This is a genomic window from Mesotoga sp. B105.6.4, assembly GCF_002896535.1.
Classification (GTDB): Bacteria; Thermotogota; Thermotogae; order Petrotogales; family Kosmotogaceae; genus Mesotoga.
Genome location: NZ_JWIM01000007.1, coordinates 112,385 through 127,562 on the forward strand (window position 1 = coordinate 112,385; position 15,178 = coordinate 127,562).

Annotated in this window: 16 protein-coding genes and 2 pseudogenes; 9 read left to right on the forward strand and 9 right to left on the reverse strand. The window is 45.5% G+C overall.

Going from position 1 to position 15,178, the window contains the following annotated elements; translation table 11 throughout:
- The 7 genes from RJ60_RS02770 to RJ60_RS02800 form a co-directional block, all read right to left on the reverse strand.
- Complete coding sequence (locus RJ60_RS02770; protein ID WP_103133948.1) at positions 1–1,497, reverse strand: tripartite tricarboxylate transporter permease; 1,497 nt, start codon at positions 1,495–1,497, stop codon at positions 1–3.
- A gap of 4 nt (positions 1,498–1,501) precedes the next feature.
- On the reverse strand, positions 1,502–1,999 hold the full coding sequence (locus RJ60_RS02775; RefSeq protein ID WP_103133949.1) for a tripartite tricarboxylate transporter TctB family protein: 498 nt from the start codon (positions 1,997–1,999) through the stop codon (positions 1,502–1,504).
- A gap of 62 nt (positions 2,000–2,061) precedes the next feature.
- Complete coding sequence (locus RJ60_RS02780; protein WP_103133950.1) at positions 2,062–3,018, reverse strand: tripartite tricarboxylate transporter substrate binding protein; 957 nt, start codon at positions 3,016–3,018, stop codon at positions 2,062–2,064.
- Positions 3,019–3,030: 12 nt separating this feature from the next.
- Positions 3,031–3,978 (reverse strand): sugar kinase, encoded by a 948-nt coding sequence (locus RJ60_RS02785; RefSeq protein WP_103133951.1) that lies wholly within the window; start codon positions 3,976–3,978, stop codon positions 3,031–3,033.
- 4 nt (positions 3,979–3,982) lie between these two features.
- Entirely contained in the window at positions 3,983–4,954 is a 972-nt protein-coding gene (locus RJ60_RS02790; protein WP_103133952.1) for a sugar kinase, read from the reverse strand.
- Between the two features lie 11 nt (positions 4,955–4,965).
- Positions 4,966–5,844 (reverse strand): dihydrodipicolinate synthase family protein, encoded by an 879-nt coding sequence (locus tag RJ60_RS02795; protein WP_103133953.1) that lies wholly within the window; start codon positions 5,842–5,844, stop codon positions 4,966–4,968.
- A gap of 15 nt (positions 5,845–5,859) precedes the next feature.
- Complete coding sequence (locus RJ60_RS02800; protein ID WP_180979886.1) at positions 5,860–6,708, reverse strand: MurR/RpiR family transcriptional regulator; 849 nt, start codon at positions 6,706–6,708, stop codon at positions 5,860–5,862.
- A gap of 338 nt (positions 6,709–7,046) precedes the next feature.
- Between RJ60_RS02800 and RJ60_RS02805 the strand changes: the two genes are divergently transcribed.
- From RJ60_RS02805 to RJ60_RS02820, 5 genes and pseudogenes are all read left to right on the forward strand, one after another.
- Positions 7,047–8,069, forward strand: coding sequence for a sugar kinase (locus RJ60_RS02805; protein ID WP_103133955.1), 1,023 nt, complete (start codon positions 7,047–7,049; stop codon positions 8,067–8,069).
- A 241-nt stretch (positions 8,070–8,310) separates the two neighbouring features.
- Entirely contained in the window at positions 8,311–8,625 is a 315-nt protein-coding gene (locus RJ60_RS16465; protein WP_103133956.1) for a pyridoxal-phosphate dependent enzyme, read from the forward strand.
- Complete coding sequence (locus tag RJ60_RS02815; RefSeq protein ID WP_180979891.1) at positions 8,526–8,762, forward strand: pyridoxal-phosphate dependent enzyme; 237 nt, start codon at positions 8,526–8,528, stop codon at positions 8,760–8,762. Before RJ60_RS16465 ends, RJ60_RS02815 begins: the two co-directional genes overlap by 100 nt.
- 42 nt (positions 8,763–8,804) lie before the next feature.
- Complete coding sequence (locus RJ60_RS15490; RefSeq protein WP_180979887.1) at positions 8,805–8,951, forward strand: hypothetical protein; 147 nt, start codon at positions 8,805–8,807, stop codon at positions 8,949–8,951.
- Positions 8,952–8,972: 21 nt separating this feature from the next.
- Positions 8,973–9,314, forward strand: a pseudogene (locus RJ60_RS02820) (pyridoxal-phosphate dependent enzyme); the annotation flags it as partial.
- 254 nt (positions 9,315–9,568) lie between these two features.
- On the opposite strand, the gene RJ60_RS02825 reads toward RJ60_RS02820, so the two are convergent.
- Complete coding sequence (locus RJ60_RS02825) at positions 9,569–10,810, reverse strand: serine dehydratase subunit alpha family protein (protein WP_103133959.1); 1,242 nt, start codon at positions 10,808–10,810, stop codon at positions 9,569–9,571.
- A gap of 151 nt (positions 10,811–10,961) precedes the next feature.
- Positions 10,962–11,057 (reverse strand): annotated as a pseudogene (locus tag RJ60_RS16470) (magnesium transporter); the annotation flags it as partial.
- Between the two features lie 81 nt (positions 11,058–11,138).
- On the opposite strand from RJ60_RS16470, the gene RJ60_RS02830 reads away from it, so the two are divergent.
- From RJ60_RS02830 to RJ60_RS02850, 4 genes are all read left to right on the forward strand, one after another.
- Complete coding sequence (locus RJ60_RS02830; RefSeq protein ID WP_103133960.1) at positions 11,139–13,475, forward strand: diguanylate cyclase; 2,337 nt, start codon at positions 11,139–11,141, stop codon at positions 13,473–13,475.
- Positions 13,476–13,706: 231 nt separating this feature from the next.
- Positions 13,707–14,201 (forward strand): PAS domain S-box protein, encoded by a 495-nt coding sequence (locus RJ60_RS02840; RefSeq protein WP_103133961.1) that lies wholly within the window; start codon positions 13,707–13,709, stop codon positions 14,199–14,201.
- A gap of 120 nt (positions 14,202–14,321) precedes the next feature.
- Entirely contained in the window at positions 14,322–14,600 is a 279-nt protein-coding gene (locus tag RJ60_RS02845) for a hypothetical protein (protein ID WP_103133962.1), read from the forward strand.
- Between the two features lie 74 nt (positions 14,601–14,674).
- Positions 14,675–15,055, forward strand: coding sequence for a GAF domain-containing protein (locus tag RJ60_RS02850; RefSeq protein WP_180979889.1), 381 nt, complete (start codon positions 14,675–14,677; stop codon positions 15,053–15,055).
- The last annotated feature ends 123 nt before the right edge of the window (positions 15,056–15,178 follow it).

Genomic DNA, 15,178 nt, shown 5'->3' on the forward strand with positions numbered 1-15,178 from the left:
CTATTCTTCTGTTTTGTGTTTGGAAAAGCCCTTCTTTAAGAGGTTCAAGGCGGGACCGCCCAGAAAGACCAACACTATCAGAATAAACAGAACCAGTGAAATCGGTCTTGTGAAAAACTGACCCATGCTTCCTCCGGTCTTTATAAGACCGACTCTTAGATTATCTTCGACCATCGGTCCAAGAATCAAGCCCAGTATCATTGGAGCTAAAGGAACTGATAACCTTTCAAAAAGGAATCCAATCAGACCAAAGATCAGCATTACATAAATATCAAAATAGCTGTTTCTTATTGCAAAAGAACCAATCATTGAAAAGAGGACTACTGCTGTTAAGACTACGCTAGTTTTCATCTTCAGAACGAAGGCGAAAGCCTTTATTCCAAGGTAGCCAATCGGAATTAGTAGAATATTCGCAAGAATCGCAATACTGAAAACGCCATTCACCAAATCGGGAGATTCCGTGAATATTAGTGGTCCGGGCTTCAGACCGTACATGAGCATAGCCCCGAGGACTATAGCGGTTATTGTGTCTCCGGGAACGCCGAAAACCAGCGCGGGAATCCATGTTCCTCCGAGAGCCGCATTGTTCGCGCTTGTTGGAGCAATTACTCCCTTGATATTTCCCTTACCAAAGTCTTCACTGTTTCTTGAAGTCTTTTTCTCTACGCCATAGGCTACCCACGACGCAATATCTGCTCCAGCTCCAGGAAGCGCTCCCACAAAAGTGCCGACAAATGCAGACTTAATAAGCGTCCACTTGTTTTGCCAGATTATTCGAAGAGCTTCGAGCGGAGATATCTTCACCTTCTCTGTAATTGGAGGTAGCTGCAGCTTTGAAGCGCCTTGTTGAACACGCTTCAATACTTCAGAAATGCCGAAGAGCCCAATCATAACTGGTATGAAGCCGAGACCGTCCATTAACTCTATGTTTCCGAAAGTGTAGCGAGGAAAGCCGGTAGTCACATCGATTCCTATAGTTGAGATCAGCAATCCAAGCACGGCCGATGTCAGACCTTTCATCATGTTGCCTTTGCTGAGTACCGCACTCATGCTGAGTCCGAAAAGGCCCAGCCAGAAGTATTCGAAGTTAGTAAACTTGAGAGCAAAATTAGCGAGAGGAGGAGCGATTAGTATTAGAAGAAGTATTCCAATCAAACCACCTATTGCCGAGCAAAACAGGTCGAGTGTAAGCGCCAGAGAGCCCTTCCCCTTCTTGACCTGCTCAAATCCGTCAAGAGCCGCAGCTCCTGAAGCTGGAGTCCCTGGTATTCTTAAGAAGGTTGCCGGTATGTCGCCTGAGAATATCGATGTGAATGATACTCCAAGAACCATTCCAAGACCGGCGAGAGGGGTCATGTAGTAACTGATTGGAATAATTAGAGCTACGGCCATAGTTGCAGTTAATCCCGGCAGACCACCGACAAAAATCCCGAATGTCATTGCCATCAGAACAGGGAAAATTATATCGGGGCTGAAAACTGCTAATACAGAGTCCATTTGTTCACCCCCTGATGATATTCATGATTACTCCCTCGGGAAGAGGAAGTCTGAATAGTGTTCCGAATATCAGGAATATCATGACAGCTAAGATTGTTGAATATATGATTGAACGAAGTACTTTCACATTAAGTATCATCATCAGTACTGACGAAACGATTATCGTGCCCAGTATGAACCCCAAAAACTCAATAATCGGAACAAAGAACAAGATGGCGGCTACTACTGCGACTATGTTCTTTATTCCCTCAAAGGTAAATCTTTCTTCAAACGCAATCGACGAGTCTTTCGGTATCATTTTCTTTTTGATCATGACAACGCTCTTAATGATATAATAAGCGCCAACAATCATAAGAACTACAGCCAGTGTGAAAGGGAAGAATTTCGGTCCGGGTAAAGTCTCTCCCCTTATTCTATAGGCTGGGAAAGACCATCCAAAATACAATACCAGTAATGCTAAGACGATTAGAAATACACCGAAAACTATGTTCTTGATATTCATCAAATCACCCCGATTACTCAATATGGAAAAGGCGACCCAAGAGGGCCGCCTGCTGCTGCAGTTTATTCGATGAATCCTCCAAGCTTGAGAACTTCTTTCCAGGCGCTATCCTGTTGCTTTGCAAATTCGTAGAATTCTTCGCCATTTCTGATCTTTATTCCGAATCCGTTAACTGCCATGAAATTCGCAAATGCGTCGGAATTGGCTATCTTGAGGACTTCGGTTTCGAGTATTGCCTTGACTTCATCGGGAGTGCCGACAGGAACGGCAATACCTCTCCAGGTACCTGCGGACCAGTTTATACCCTGTTCCTTCAGTGTGGGAACGTCCGGGAATTTGCCTAGTCTTTCATCTGACATAACTGCGAGAGCCTTAAGCTGACCGCTCTCCAACTGAGAAGCTGCCTCGGCTATCGAACAGGTTATTACATCGACATGCCCTCCGAGAAGCTCGATTATCGAAGCGGCCGCTCCTGTTGTCGGAACCCATGTGACAGAATCAATGGGAACGCCTGCTTCATTGAACATACCAATTCTGGCGAGATCCCATATGGAAGCGGCACTTGAACCGGAGAAGAAGAATTCATTTGGATTTGCCTTAATATCGGCAAGTAGTTCGTGAATATCATTCCACGTAGCATCTGCAGCAACGATAACGCCTGCTGCGTCTTCGTTGAACTGCGCAATGTACTCAAAGTCTTCGTAAGTTATCGTTGTCAGTCCTAGCCAGTGCATATTGGCGATCTCAAGTGTTACAAGGGTTATTGTGTAGCCATCTGGTGTTGCATACACTCCGGCACTGTGACCGACTGCCCCGCCGCCCCCAGTTCTGTTCACAACTGTGAAGGGCTGACCCAGAGCTTTGCTTAACTCGTCAGCAACGTATCTCGCAACTCTGTCAGTTCCACCGCCTGCACCCCAGGGGCAGATAACCGACACGGGCTTTCTGGGATAGTCAACGCTAAATGCCAGCGATGAAGCAATCAAAGCGATGACTAAGAAAACTAGAAACTTCTTCACAAAAAACACCTCCTATTGAGTATCAGGGTTTCCCCCAATAAAATCAAGAACCTGTTTCTTAGACGGTTGTCCTTCTGTAGAACCAGTCTTTGTGCAAGTCAATGCCGCAGCTGAAAGGGCAAACTGAAGAGAATCTTCTAAATCTCTGTCTTCCAAATAACAGCATAACAAAGAAGCAGTGAATGTATCTCCAGCCCCAACAGTATCAGCTACTTCAACTATCTTTGCTCTGCCTTTCACGCTTTTCTTTCTTGTCGCTATTACGGCTCCCTTCACTCCACACCTGAGGGCTACTACTTTCGGGCCGAGTTCCAGTAGGTAATTGGCTGCATCCTCTGGATCGCCCTTGATACCTAGCACCTCCTGCTCCTCATCGTTTAGAGAAACGATATCGGCGTAGCCCGAAATAACGCTCAGATATATAGATTTCGCAAGCTCGCTGGACCAGAGTTTGCCACGATAATTCAAGTCGAATGAGATGACTGCGCCATTCTCTCTCGCTCTTTTCATGAGCACAAGACTTGCTTCAAGACACTGTCTACTAATCGCCTGCGACACGCCACTAAGATGGAGAATTCTAACTCCTTCAAAATCAACGTCTCTTGCGTCATCCACGCTGTAAGTACTGGCTGCAGCATCCTTTCTCCTGTAGATGAATTCATGTTTGTCGCCTGTGAAGCTGGCAAAGTACATTCCTGTGAGACGATCTTCATCTACGATGACGTTGGTAGTGTCGACTCCGCTGGATCTCCAGAGATCAAGGAAACCTTCTCCGAATGAATCTTGTCCTACCTTTGTAATGTATCCAGAGGTATGACCGAGTTTAGAGATACCAAGTGCCACATTCGAAGTATCACCTCCCCAGGTCATCACGAACTCTCCGGCTTTTGACAAGCTTCTTCTGCCCTTACTGTAGAAGGCTGCGAGCGGTTCTCCAAAGCAAAGGACTTCTGGTGTCACAGAATCACCTCAGTAGCCTCTTCTCGCCTGCACCGTGTACGTTCAGGAAGGTTTCGATTGCCTGCCAGTCGGGCAAAGGTTCGATATCGCCCTTCAAGCTGACCGTTATTGCTCCGGCAACGTTTGCAAACCTCAAAGAATCTTCGATGGTGTTGCCCTGAAGGTAACTTGCTAAGAAAGCCCCATCACATGCATCGCCTGCGCCAAGTTCATCTATCACCGGAACCTTATAGGCGGGAACGAAATACCTCTTTCCCCTTACAAGAGCTTCGACCCCATCTGAGCCCTTCTTGAAAACAATAATGTTGGCAGAGGTCGCTTTTCTTATAGTCACTTCTCTCGCTCTCTCTATATCGTCACCGAAAAGCATAGCCATATCTCCGGCACCTGTGAAGAGAATGTCCGCACTATTGATAAATGGTTCGAGCGTCTTCATAGCATTCTCTTTTGTCTTGAGTAAATTGATTCTGATATTGGTATCAAATGCTACTTGAGCTCCATGATCCTTTGCAAGTTTCACGCACTTCAGAGCAGCTTCATAACAGCTACTGCTCAGCGATGGGGTTATACCACTCACCAAAAAAAGGTCCAGACCTTCAAAATACTCTTCCCTCACATTCTCGGGACCGAAGTTTGCTGCGGCTGAACCCTTTCGATAATAGTAGACCATCGTTTTGTTTGGCACCGGGTAGCTTCTCTGGACGAAGTAGACGGCAGTTGGATTGTTTCGGTCTTCTACAACACCCGATGTGTCAACTCCTTCGGACCGAAGAGCAGAAACGATCACCTTACCGAATTCGTCAGCGCCGACAGCTGAGAAGAACCAACAGCCAATTCCCAGACGCTGCATCTGGATTATTGTATTTGCCTCTGAACCAGCTACGTGTCTCTCAAAAAGAGTTTGAAATCTAAGAGCCCCCTTTTCGGTGGGGTTCATTTGAACCATTATCTCTCCAAGTCCGAGAGCTCTCTTCACATCTTCACCTCCTAGAGCGCATTCATTTCTTTCAGAGCGTTTTCAATCTTCCGATAAACTGAATCCGATACAAGTGAATAAGGATGCCTAGGATAACCGGAATCAATGCCCCTCATTTTCAACATTGCATGAATTGCAGGAATGCTTTGAGCGTAGTGCTGAATGTCTCTAAGTTTATTCACTCTCAGCTGAAGCTCGAGTGCCTTCTCATAATCACCTTCAATACTTTTTTCATATAGTTCGAGTACCGGTTCAGGAAGTGCGTTCGCCAGTCCGCATATAGCAGCATCGGCACCCAGTGGTATGGAAGGCATGATGAAGGCTTCTGTGCCGCTTATGTAGCAAAACTCATCCATGTCCATGTTGAATTTCACGCCGTAGAAATAGAGAAGGTCGAACGTGCTATCCTTTATTCCATAAAGACCCACGTCTTTTAGTTTCTTAAGAGTCTCGATATCTATCGTTACTCCGGTGGTTTTTGGATTGTTGTAAATGAATACAGGAAGAGCAGTTGACTCTATGAGCTTTTTGAAGAATCTGACGATATCGGCCTGAGAGTACGGGAAATAGAAGGGTACCACAGTTGCAACGGCCTTGGCGCCAGAGTGTTCGGCATGTTTGGCAAGTTCGAATATATCGTTCGGATTGCTCGAACCGATGTGGGCGATTACTGGTACTCTGTCTACTGCCCCCTTGATTGCTAGTTCAGTTACCTTCTTACGTTCATCCACAGTCATAAGCGGTCCACCACCGTAAGTACCGCATACAAAGAGACCATGAACCTTTTTGGAAAGGAAATCTATGAGATTTAGATACCGCTTCTCATCGATATTTCCCTCTGAGTCAAATGTTGTTAGTACTGGTGGAATAATGCCTTTAAAAGCTCCCATGTTGAACCTCCGAGATTAGAATTTTAGGTATGATAATGATCTTCTAGATAATGAAAGTGTATCGAGTGATTCTTCACCCTCTCTTACCGCAAGGCAAGCGAAGAGCGAATCAACAACCACCATCTGAACACATCTGGAGACTATTGCGTCGGTACGCAAGTTCATTTCTTCTGGTACAGATGCAATAATGCTAAGATCTGCTATTTTGGCTAATGTTGAATCCCCAAATCCCGTCAAGGCGATGATTTTTACAGAGTTTTCCACTTTCTGCAACGGTAAAACCACGTCTTTGCTTTCTCCCGAATGAGATATTGCGAAGACACAGTCGTTTTTCTTGAGCTTAGAAAGAGTGACAGCATTCGTATGTGAATCGGGGCAATAAATAGCATCCTTACCGAGAAGATTCAATTTGAAAGACAGATTGTTTGCTATCGATCCCGATACTCCGTAACCGATGCAGATTATTCTTCTGCATTGTTCGATCAGATCGACTGCATCGGGTATCATTTTTCCGATAGAGCTTTTGGTGTTTGCTCTTAAAGCCATAATGCAGCCGTTGAAGATTTTTCTCACGACATCTGACGGTGAATCTTCTATTGTGATGTCTTCGTAAGGGTGATAGAAGGACGATCCAGCGATTTCCGAGGCAAGAGTGACTTTGAATTCATGAAAGCTTTCATATCCTAGCTGTCTGTAAAACCTCACTACTGTTGATTCACTTCCCACTTTCGATCTATTCATTAGCTGAGTTATCGAAAGATTTACTGTTTCGGAGGGATTTTGAAGAATCGCATCCGCTATCCTCTTCATTGTTGGAGTGAAATCAACACTTTCCCTTGCAATTCTGTCAAGAAGATTTCCCAATTGAATCACCCTACATAGAAAAAATTTCTACTATAATCTATCACGATCCTTAGATTTGCCCAAGTCGACTTAGAGAATGTCATTGACGATTATGAGTAATAGGGAGCACATAATGCCAATTTTGCTCATCAGATTGAATTCAATGGGGTGCAATCATCAGAAAAAATTTTTTTTATGATCCGAGATTCTGGCGATTTTTGCACAGTTCTTCCAAAACTGTCGTGCTATTATCTTTGTAGGAATCGATTGCCAACTTTCCCTGGTTGTAGTGATGGACAGGTTAGGCGTTGAAATCTGTAGATTCATATAGTCATGTATTGATAGGAGGAGGATTGACAGTGTCTACTGTTGTGACTTTTGGGGAAATAATGATGCGACTTGCAACTCCATTAGGAGAGAGGTTTGAGCAAACTAAGAACTTCGAGGTTGTCTATGGGGGGGCGGAGGCTAATGTTGCTGTCGCGATTGCGCGTTATGGAGGTAAGAGCCGCTTCGTCTCGAAAGTATCGGACGATCAGTTCGGAGATGCGGCCAAGGGAAACATTTCGATTCATGGGGTGGACACCAGTCATGTTCTGAAAGGCAGCGGTAGATTAGGCAAGTACTTCTACGAACCCGGTTACTCTCAAAGGCCTTCAAAAGTGATCTACGACCGCGACGACTCGGTTTTTTCGAACTCCAAACCCGAAGATTTCTCGTGGGAAGAGATCTTCGATGGAGCGTCTTGGTTCCACTTTACTGGTATCACTCCGGCTTTAAGCGACCGGTTGATCGCCATCTGTGAGATTGCCCTAAAGGAGGCAAAGTTAAGAGGAATAACCGTTTCATGCGATCTAAACTACAGAGCGAGGCTTTGGACCAAGGAAAAGGCGAAGAAAGTGATGACTGAGCTGATGAAATATGTCGATGTTCTCTTTGCGAATGAAGAGGACAGCGAATCTGTCTTCGGTATTAGAGCCGAAGACTCAGACGTGAGCGATGGTCGCCTGAGTGTTGAAGGTTACAAAGATGTCGCAAAGAAACTCAAGAAAAGGTTCGATCTGAAGGCTGTTGCGATTTCTCTTAGGGAGAGTGTTAACGCAAATTTCAACAGATGGTCGGCTTCTCTTCTTTACGGTGAGGAGTTCTTGCTTTCAACGAAATACGACATAAACATAATTGACCGTGTCGGAGGAGGAGACGCATTTGCTGCGGGACTTATCTTTGGACTTGATAGCTTGTGGGAGCCAAGGAAAGCGCTTGAATTTGGTGTGGCCGCTTCCTGTCTGAAGCACACGATAAAGGGAGACTTTAACATCGTTTCCAGAGATGAGGTTGAGAAACTACTTGGGGGAAATACCTCGGGAAGAGTAGTCAGATAGGATGGAGACCCAAGACTACCTGCAAATGTGCGACAGATGTGGTTTTGAGCACAGTAATTCGAAGGGGTTAGCACGCTGTCTGGAGTGTAGAAGAATGCTCAAATATATGTTCGAAAGAGTTAGAGGGGTAGCTCCTTCTGATTTTTCAGACAGGGGTACCCGTTGACTCTGGAGGTTTCATCGATTGCTGCCAGTTAGCGATCTGCGATCTATTGTTACCCTCGGATAGGGTTGTTCTCCGTTGGATGAAAGTCAAAGACTCCCTAGGACGCTTGGCTTTTCGGGAAGACTCTTCCTGAAGGATGAAACGCAGAATCGCGCGGGTACTTACAAAGATCGCCCGGCTACCCTTGAAGTCACCAAAGTTCTTGAGAGCGGAGTTGAAGCTATCGATGTTGCTTCAGATGGCAATGCGGGGCCGGCAGTTGCCACATATTCCGCTAGAGCAGGTCTCGAGTGTATTGTAGTAATGCCGGACAACACACACCGGTCGAAAGAAATACTCAGGCGATGTTATTCGGCGCGAGACTTGTTCTGGTTAGGGATAGTAGTGTGAGCGAATGCATAGATCTGATAGAAGAGCTCACAGCTTCTTCCAACTGGGAAAACCTGACAACGGCGACTTCGGTAAACCCATACCATATCGAAGGAACAAAAACCGCCGCCTTTGAAATAGCAGAGGACTTTGGGTAAAACACCCCCGATTGAATGATAGTCCCGGCAGGCGGCGCCAGTTTGGCAGCCGCAACCTGGAAAGGCTTCACGGAATTGAGGAGCGCTGGGATTATTGACAAGGTTCCGAGAATCTTGATCGTTCAGGCGGAAGGATGCGCACCGGTAGTTAGGGCATTCAGAGGAGGAAGCGGCAGGATCGAGAGGTGAGAGTACCCGAATACGAGTGCAACTGCGATAGGTGTGCCTTGTCCTCTCGACGGCCATTTGGCACTCGAGGCCATATTTAGCTCTAACGGATTTGCACTCTCTGTGTCTGATGAAGAGATGGTAAAGGCAGTTAAGCTGTTGGCGAAGTACGAAGGCCTGTTTGCCGAACCAACCGGGGCCGCGTCTGTTGCAGGATTTATCAAAGCCCATCGAGCTGGAATAGTTGGTAAAGGTTATTCTGCCGTTGCAATAATAACTGGGACTGGGCTGAAAACCATTTCGGCTTTCAAATCAGTCCTTGCTCATTCGAAGATTGTCGGAAGAGACAGTTCTGAGCTTAAAAGGGCCATAGATGAGAATTAAGAAAGTCGTAAAGATGGAACTCTCATGGAAGTCTGGAGTAGCCTGGACAATGAGCTGAAACAGTTATCGTACATTCTCGAGCAAAGGAGACCAGAGAATCGTGGTTTCATGAAGGAGTCGCGCAATAACGCTCCAGAGTCCTGGCTCTCGAAGAATCATCGCTTTGGCGCGGGAGGTTCACTGGTATTTTCCCGCAAGAAGTCTAGTTGATTTATTTCCATACGAAAATCGACCTGAGTGAATTGTCGGTGCCATCACATCCTATTCTTTCTGTTTTCAAGAACCTCGACTATTGCGGAATCGATGTTCGACATCCCTTTGGAGAGCAGAAGCTGAATATTCTCAATAGATCTGTCTAGAGTTGGAGCTATGAAACCCTGATCTGAGTCGATTCCAAGGTTGTTCAGTGAAAGCATCGCGGAACAATAGGCTTCATGTCCTCCAAGGCCTGCCTTCAGGGCGCAGCCTTCTTTGGCACCATCACACATTATTCCCGTTGTGCTCGAAAGGATTGTAAGCATTGCCTGTTCAATGTGCTGTCTTGATCCTCCAAGAAGATATACTATGCCAGCTGTTGCCCCCGTTCCGGCAGCTGTTACACATCCACAGATCGGGGCTACCCTTCCCAACTTCTTCTTGATATAGCCGGAAAACAGGTGGCTTATGGCAACTGCTTTAGCGATATCCTCCTTCCTTTTTTCAAAGTGCAGACCCGTGAGCGCAACAGGGAGAGTCGTAACTATTCCCTGATTCCCGCTTCCTCCGCTACTCATTACTGGAAGCGGAGCACCGGACATTCTCGCAGCCGATGCTGCAAGACAGTATCTTCGAATCTTATATCCAAGACCATCTTCGTTGTAACTACTGCCTTCTCTTGAAGACAGGATTTTATCAAGTTCAAATCTTGCGATATCAAGATTCATATCTATCCCTTCAAAGATCTTACCTATCTCTCTGTTGTTGATTGCTTCGACCGAATCAAAAACTTCATCAGGAGTGAAATCAATTGTGGCAGAAGGTATTGCCTGCTCCTCAATTGGGAGAGGCATTCCATCGATCTCGATCATCGAGACACTGGTGTGACTACCGGATATCGTGCACCGCACTACATGGTTCTCATCTTCTACGACCGCTTGTATAAACACCCCAGTACGATCAGGATCGCACCTAACGGAGATTGCGCCGTCCTCAATCAACTTTCTGGCAGACTCCACTGACTCAATTCGGCATGGCTTAAGCGCTTCCAGCTGGAGAGCAGCATCTCCACAAATAGCTCCCAACGCGGCCGCAAACTCATTTCCCTTCTCATTGGTCCCAGGTATTCCAACATACATCCCGTTCTTGTAGACACTCACACTTGTTACAACGTTAATTCTTCTAATGCTACCTTTCAGTTTGCTTGCCGCTGTTGCTGTGCAGAAGGCGACCGCGCCGGGCTCAGTGCATCCGAGTGCAGGCTTCACCTCAGTTTCAAGGTACTCTTCGAGAAAACGCATTCAACACCTCCTCGTCCAGATAATCAAGTCTATCACTGCCCTCAAGTCTGAGGTGACACGATGATCCTTTCGTGTTATTACCTATAGAGCAATATACGTATTGTGATCATTGGATCGTAGAGGATCTGAAGCATTCTCATCCAAGCGGAAGCTATAGAAGAAGCGTTGCAACGCTGAAGTAGATGAAAAGTCCAGTTGCATCGACAACGGTTGTAATGAGAGGACTACTGGCGACCGCAGGATCAAGAGATTTATTTGGTCTTGGAGTTGCGATGATATATAATTAATTAATGACGATCAACCGTCTTTTCTGTACTTGGTGGAAGCTATGAGAGCCAATTTCTCTGATCTTTTCACTTCATTAGAGCAGATCACTGAGATCATTACTTCTGGCGGGAGACGCTTTGAGGCTCTTATGATAGCGGGCAGATCCATATCTGCGGATAGTCTGCGCCTTTTTAAGGTCGAAAGCTCCCCAAAGGGCTCATATTCTATCGAGCCAGTCTGCGAATGGAGAAGTGAAGCCTCTGACGTTATTAGAGTGGGGAACCGAAGAGTAGAGAGTGACGAGATCTATAACCTTAAGAAGACCATCGAAGCAAGACTTCCCGGCAATACTTCGGAGATCACAGAGAACTCTATGACGATAGATTATTCTGCAGGACAATGTAGATTAATTCTTGTATGCGGAGCTGATTCAAAGAGCAGAGAGTGGAAGGAAGAAGAGAAGAGGTTCCTCAAATTGGTACTTTGTTCAATTCTACTAGAGGCAAGAGGGCGTATCACTGAAGATCATCATGAAGACTGTGAGTTGGCTCTTCAAGAGAGGCTTTTGAGAAGCGATGAACTGCTGAAAAACTTTGAGGGAAATGTTCTTGACATTCTAGCAGTTGCGGATCAACGCTTGATTTTCAAGTATGTGTCACCTTCCGTTTTAAGTACTATGGAGTACTCCCCAGAAGAGCTTTTAGGTACCAATGCGCTTAATCTTGTCGAAAAGAACGATGTTGAAAGGGTTATTGCAGAATCGAAAGCACTTTTTCGAGAGAAGAGACACGGTTCGTTCAGGTACAGAGCAAGAACGAAGAGTGGTCAGGTAATTTGGATGGAGACGGCAGTAAGCCCGTTGTTCGAGGGGGAAAATATCGCAGGTTGGACCATGTCGTCAAGAGAAGTTACGGACGAGATGAAGCTTCAAGCGGAGCTGAAAGCAAGAGACAGTATGATGCTTTTCATGAACGACTTGTACGTTCTCGTCCTGAGCGGAGATAACCTTCAGGAAGCTGCCTCTAAGATTGCAAACCGAGCCTACGAAGAAAAGGGAGTTGTAGGTTGTCGGATTACCTTTAGCGAAGAAGAGCCCTTTGATCTCGAGGTTTCACGAGGAGACACCGAACTCTTTCCGACAAACGTGAGAACGGACGAAAGAGTGTTCGGCAAGCTTATCAGCAACCGCATCTTCGTAGATAATCTGATAGTTGAAGGGAAGGAGTCAAGATACGTCTGCATAGCTCTTGAGTCAAACGATGAAATTGTAGGAACTTTTGAGAGTCTTACTGAAAGAGTAACTGGTCTCACAGAGGAAAGCATAGACCTTTACAGATTGGTCGGCACAACGATGTCGCTCTCACTTAGCAAAATTAAGAACCTTGTTATCACAAAGAGGAATCACATCACCTCAGAGTCCTTAAGAAAGGCAACAGAGGCGATTACAAGGGACTTGAACATGAGGACAGTAATTGAATCTATCGTTGAAGGTCTTAGGCAAGTTATTCCGTTTTACAGCGCCGCAGTTGAACTTGTCGACGGGGACGAGCTTCTCATAGTAGGAGGCAGCTGGCCGGGCAGAGACTGTTTTGTTGGTACAAGATTCACTATGGAGGAGGGAAGTCCAGGTTTCGACGTAGTGAAGAACAAACTGATAGTTCTTGCTGCTGACGCTCAGAAGAAATACCCGCAGTTCAACAAACCGGATTTCTTCTTTATCAAATCGTGGATGGGTGTACCTCTGATTATTGAAGATGAGCCAATCGGGATGATCGCAGTGGACAGTGAGGAAGCGGAGGCCTTCAAGATCCGTCATCTGGAGGCCTTGAAGGCCTTTGCAGATATTGCCGCGATAGGGATAAACAACGCTCGACTCCATGAAGAGGTAAGAGAGCTCTCAATAAGGGACTACCTCACCGGTATTTATAATAGGCGTGGGTTGTTCGAGCTTGGAGAGAGAGAAATCAAAAAATCTAAGCGATACGGAACAGATATGGGGCTCATAATGTTCGATATAGATAATTTCAAGAAATTGAATGACAACCTCGGTCATTTAGCAGGAGACTTTGTTTTGAAGAGAGTGGCGCAGATTTGCAGCAGGATTCTTCGGGCAGCCGACATTTTCGGTAGATACGGCGGCGACGAATTCATTGTTCTCTTGCCGATGACGGATGCGCAAAGAACAGAAGAGGCAGCACTTAGGATATGTCATTCACTTGAAGAATCGGAAATCGTTTTCAACGGTACGCCTATCAATGTGAAAGCAAGCCTTGGAACAGCCTCTCTGAAAGAACACGAAAACGAACTCGAAGATATGATTAAGAGGGCGGACAGGAATCTGTATACATCAAAGGGGCGCGGAGGAAATCGAGTAACCGGGGGACCGGGCAATGGCTAGCAGGGAATGGTAGACTATGAGTGAAATGCTTAGTGTCGAAGCGCAGTTAAGAGAGAGGAAGAAAGAACTGAGTCTCCTACACAACTTCTCGCGACTTGTGAATGAAGCAGAGGATTCATCCGAGCAAATACTGAAGGGACTTCTAAGGATGTTACCCGACGCATTTCTTGAACCAGAAAATACTTGTGCGGCGATTCTCTTAGAGATAGGGTCTTCGTATTAGAGGTCTTCATGAAGAGCGAACGTTTCATTCGCGAACGAATAAGGATGAGAGGAAAAGAGGTTGGAAGCATCTCTGTATTCTATCGCGGAGAGGGAGAGATAGCTTTTCTTTATGAAGAGGGTCAGATCGTACTTTCGTTGGCGGAACGACTCGGGAAGATTCTTCAAAGAATAGAATCGATGAGAGCTCTTCGTGAAAGCGAAGAACGTTATAGAGTTACGCTTTCAAGTATAGGAGATGCTGTCCTTTCGACAGACGAGTTCAAAATAGTGACATTTGCAAATGATGTTGCATGTGACCTAATCGGTCTGAATGAAGACAAGATAGTCGGCAAGAGGGTTGGAGAGATCATGGATATCTTCGGTGAAGATACTGGAGAACCTGCCGAGATTCCCGTGGAGTTCGTTCTGAAAACAGGTAAGAAAATAGGGTTGGTAAATCACACAGGGCTAAGATCCAAGAATGGGAAGATTTATTCAATCGTGATTCGGCAGCACCCATAACAAGGGAAGATGGGGAGACTGCCGGGATAATACTGATCTTTAGAGATATCACTGAGGATAAGAAAGATAGAAGATCAGATCATTCAGAGCGAAGCCAGATATCGCGAACTGATAGAGAAGATGGATGGTGGTCTTCTGATTCTAACAAGTGTAGATGGCGAGACTTTCTTCCTGAAAAACTTCAAATCTCCAAGTAGCGAGAGGAAAGAAGATGGTTTGAAACCCATTGGCAGAGAATTGAAGGCCGTCTTTCAAGGTATCGAAAGAACCAAACTATTTGAAGCGCTTAAGAGAGCCTGGGAGACCGGTATACCAGAGAAGGTTGAAGCTGAGAAGTATCACATGGAAGAGAGCGAGGGCTGGTGGACGAATTACATATATAGACTATCTTCAGGATAGGTTGTACGCTTTGTTACGTCGTAACTGAAGCCATGAGACTTCAGGAATTCAAGGACGAAGGGCACAGTCATCTTTTGAAGTCTTCGAAAGCAGCAGGCGGGAAGGATTTTTCGCTTGATGAATTCATGAAGAAAGTTTTTGAGATTGTGGGTTCTTTTCTGCAGGTTGATCGAGTAGGGGTGTATATGCTGACCGATCTCGGAGAAATTCAACTTGCAATCAGCTTTGATGTCAAGAAAGATAAAGTCAATACAGAGAAATACCGCGCAATGAACAGAGAGTATGCAAATGAATATCTAGATCTGATTAGACAAGACAGAATTCTGAGTGTGTCAAATCTTGAGATTGAGGGAATTAGCCCGTTCATCGATGGTCTTAAGAAAGTCAGAGTACGATCATTGATCGACATTCCTTTGAAGAGAAGGGGTAATATAATCGGCTCTCTATTTTCTTGACTTTATCACTTGGACCCATAAAACAAAGAAGATAGCGTCTGAAACCCGCATGGTTTCGTAAACGGTATTTTTTTGTCTATATTTTGTAGTGGCAACTGATAATAAGATATAGTTGGCTATTAA

What these genes read in the sequence shown, in the direction of transcription:
- RJ60_RS02840 (WP_103133961.1), top strand. Translation starts at nt 13,707, where the DNA reads ATGAAGAGCGAACGTTTCATTCGCGAACGAATAAGGATGAGAGGAAAA.
- RJ60_RS02795 (WP_103133953.1), bottom strand. Translation starts at nt 5,844, where the DNA reads ATGGGAGCTTTTAAAGGCATTATTCCACCAGTACTAACAACATTTGAC.
- RJ60_RS02775 (WP_103133949.1), bottom strand. Translation starts at nt 1,999, where the DNA reads ATGAATATCAAGAACATAGTTTTCGGTGTATTTCTAATCGTCTTAGCA.
- RJ60_RS02845 (WP_103133962.1), top strand. Translation starts at nt 14,322, where the DNA reads ATGGATGGTGGTCTTCTGATTCTAACAAGTGTAGATGGCGAGACTTTC.
- RJ60_RS02770 (WP_103133948.1), bottom strand. Translation starts at nt 1,497, where the DNA reads ATGGACTCTGTATTAGCAGTTTTCAGCCCCGATATAATTTTCCCTGTT.
- RJ60_RS02825 (WP_103133959.1), bottom strand. Translation starts at nt 10,810, where the DNA reads ATGCGTTTTCTCGAAGAGTACCTTGAAACTGAGGTGAAGCCTGCACTC.
- RJ60_RS02830 (WP_103133960.1), top strand. Translation starts at nt 11,139, where the DNA reads ATGAGAGCCAATTTCTCTGATCTTTTCACTTCATTAGAGCAGATCACT.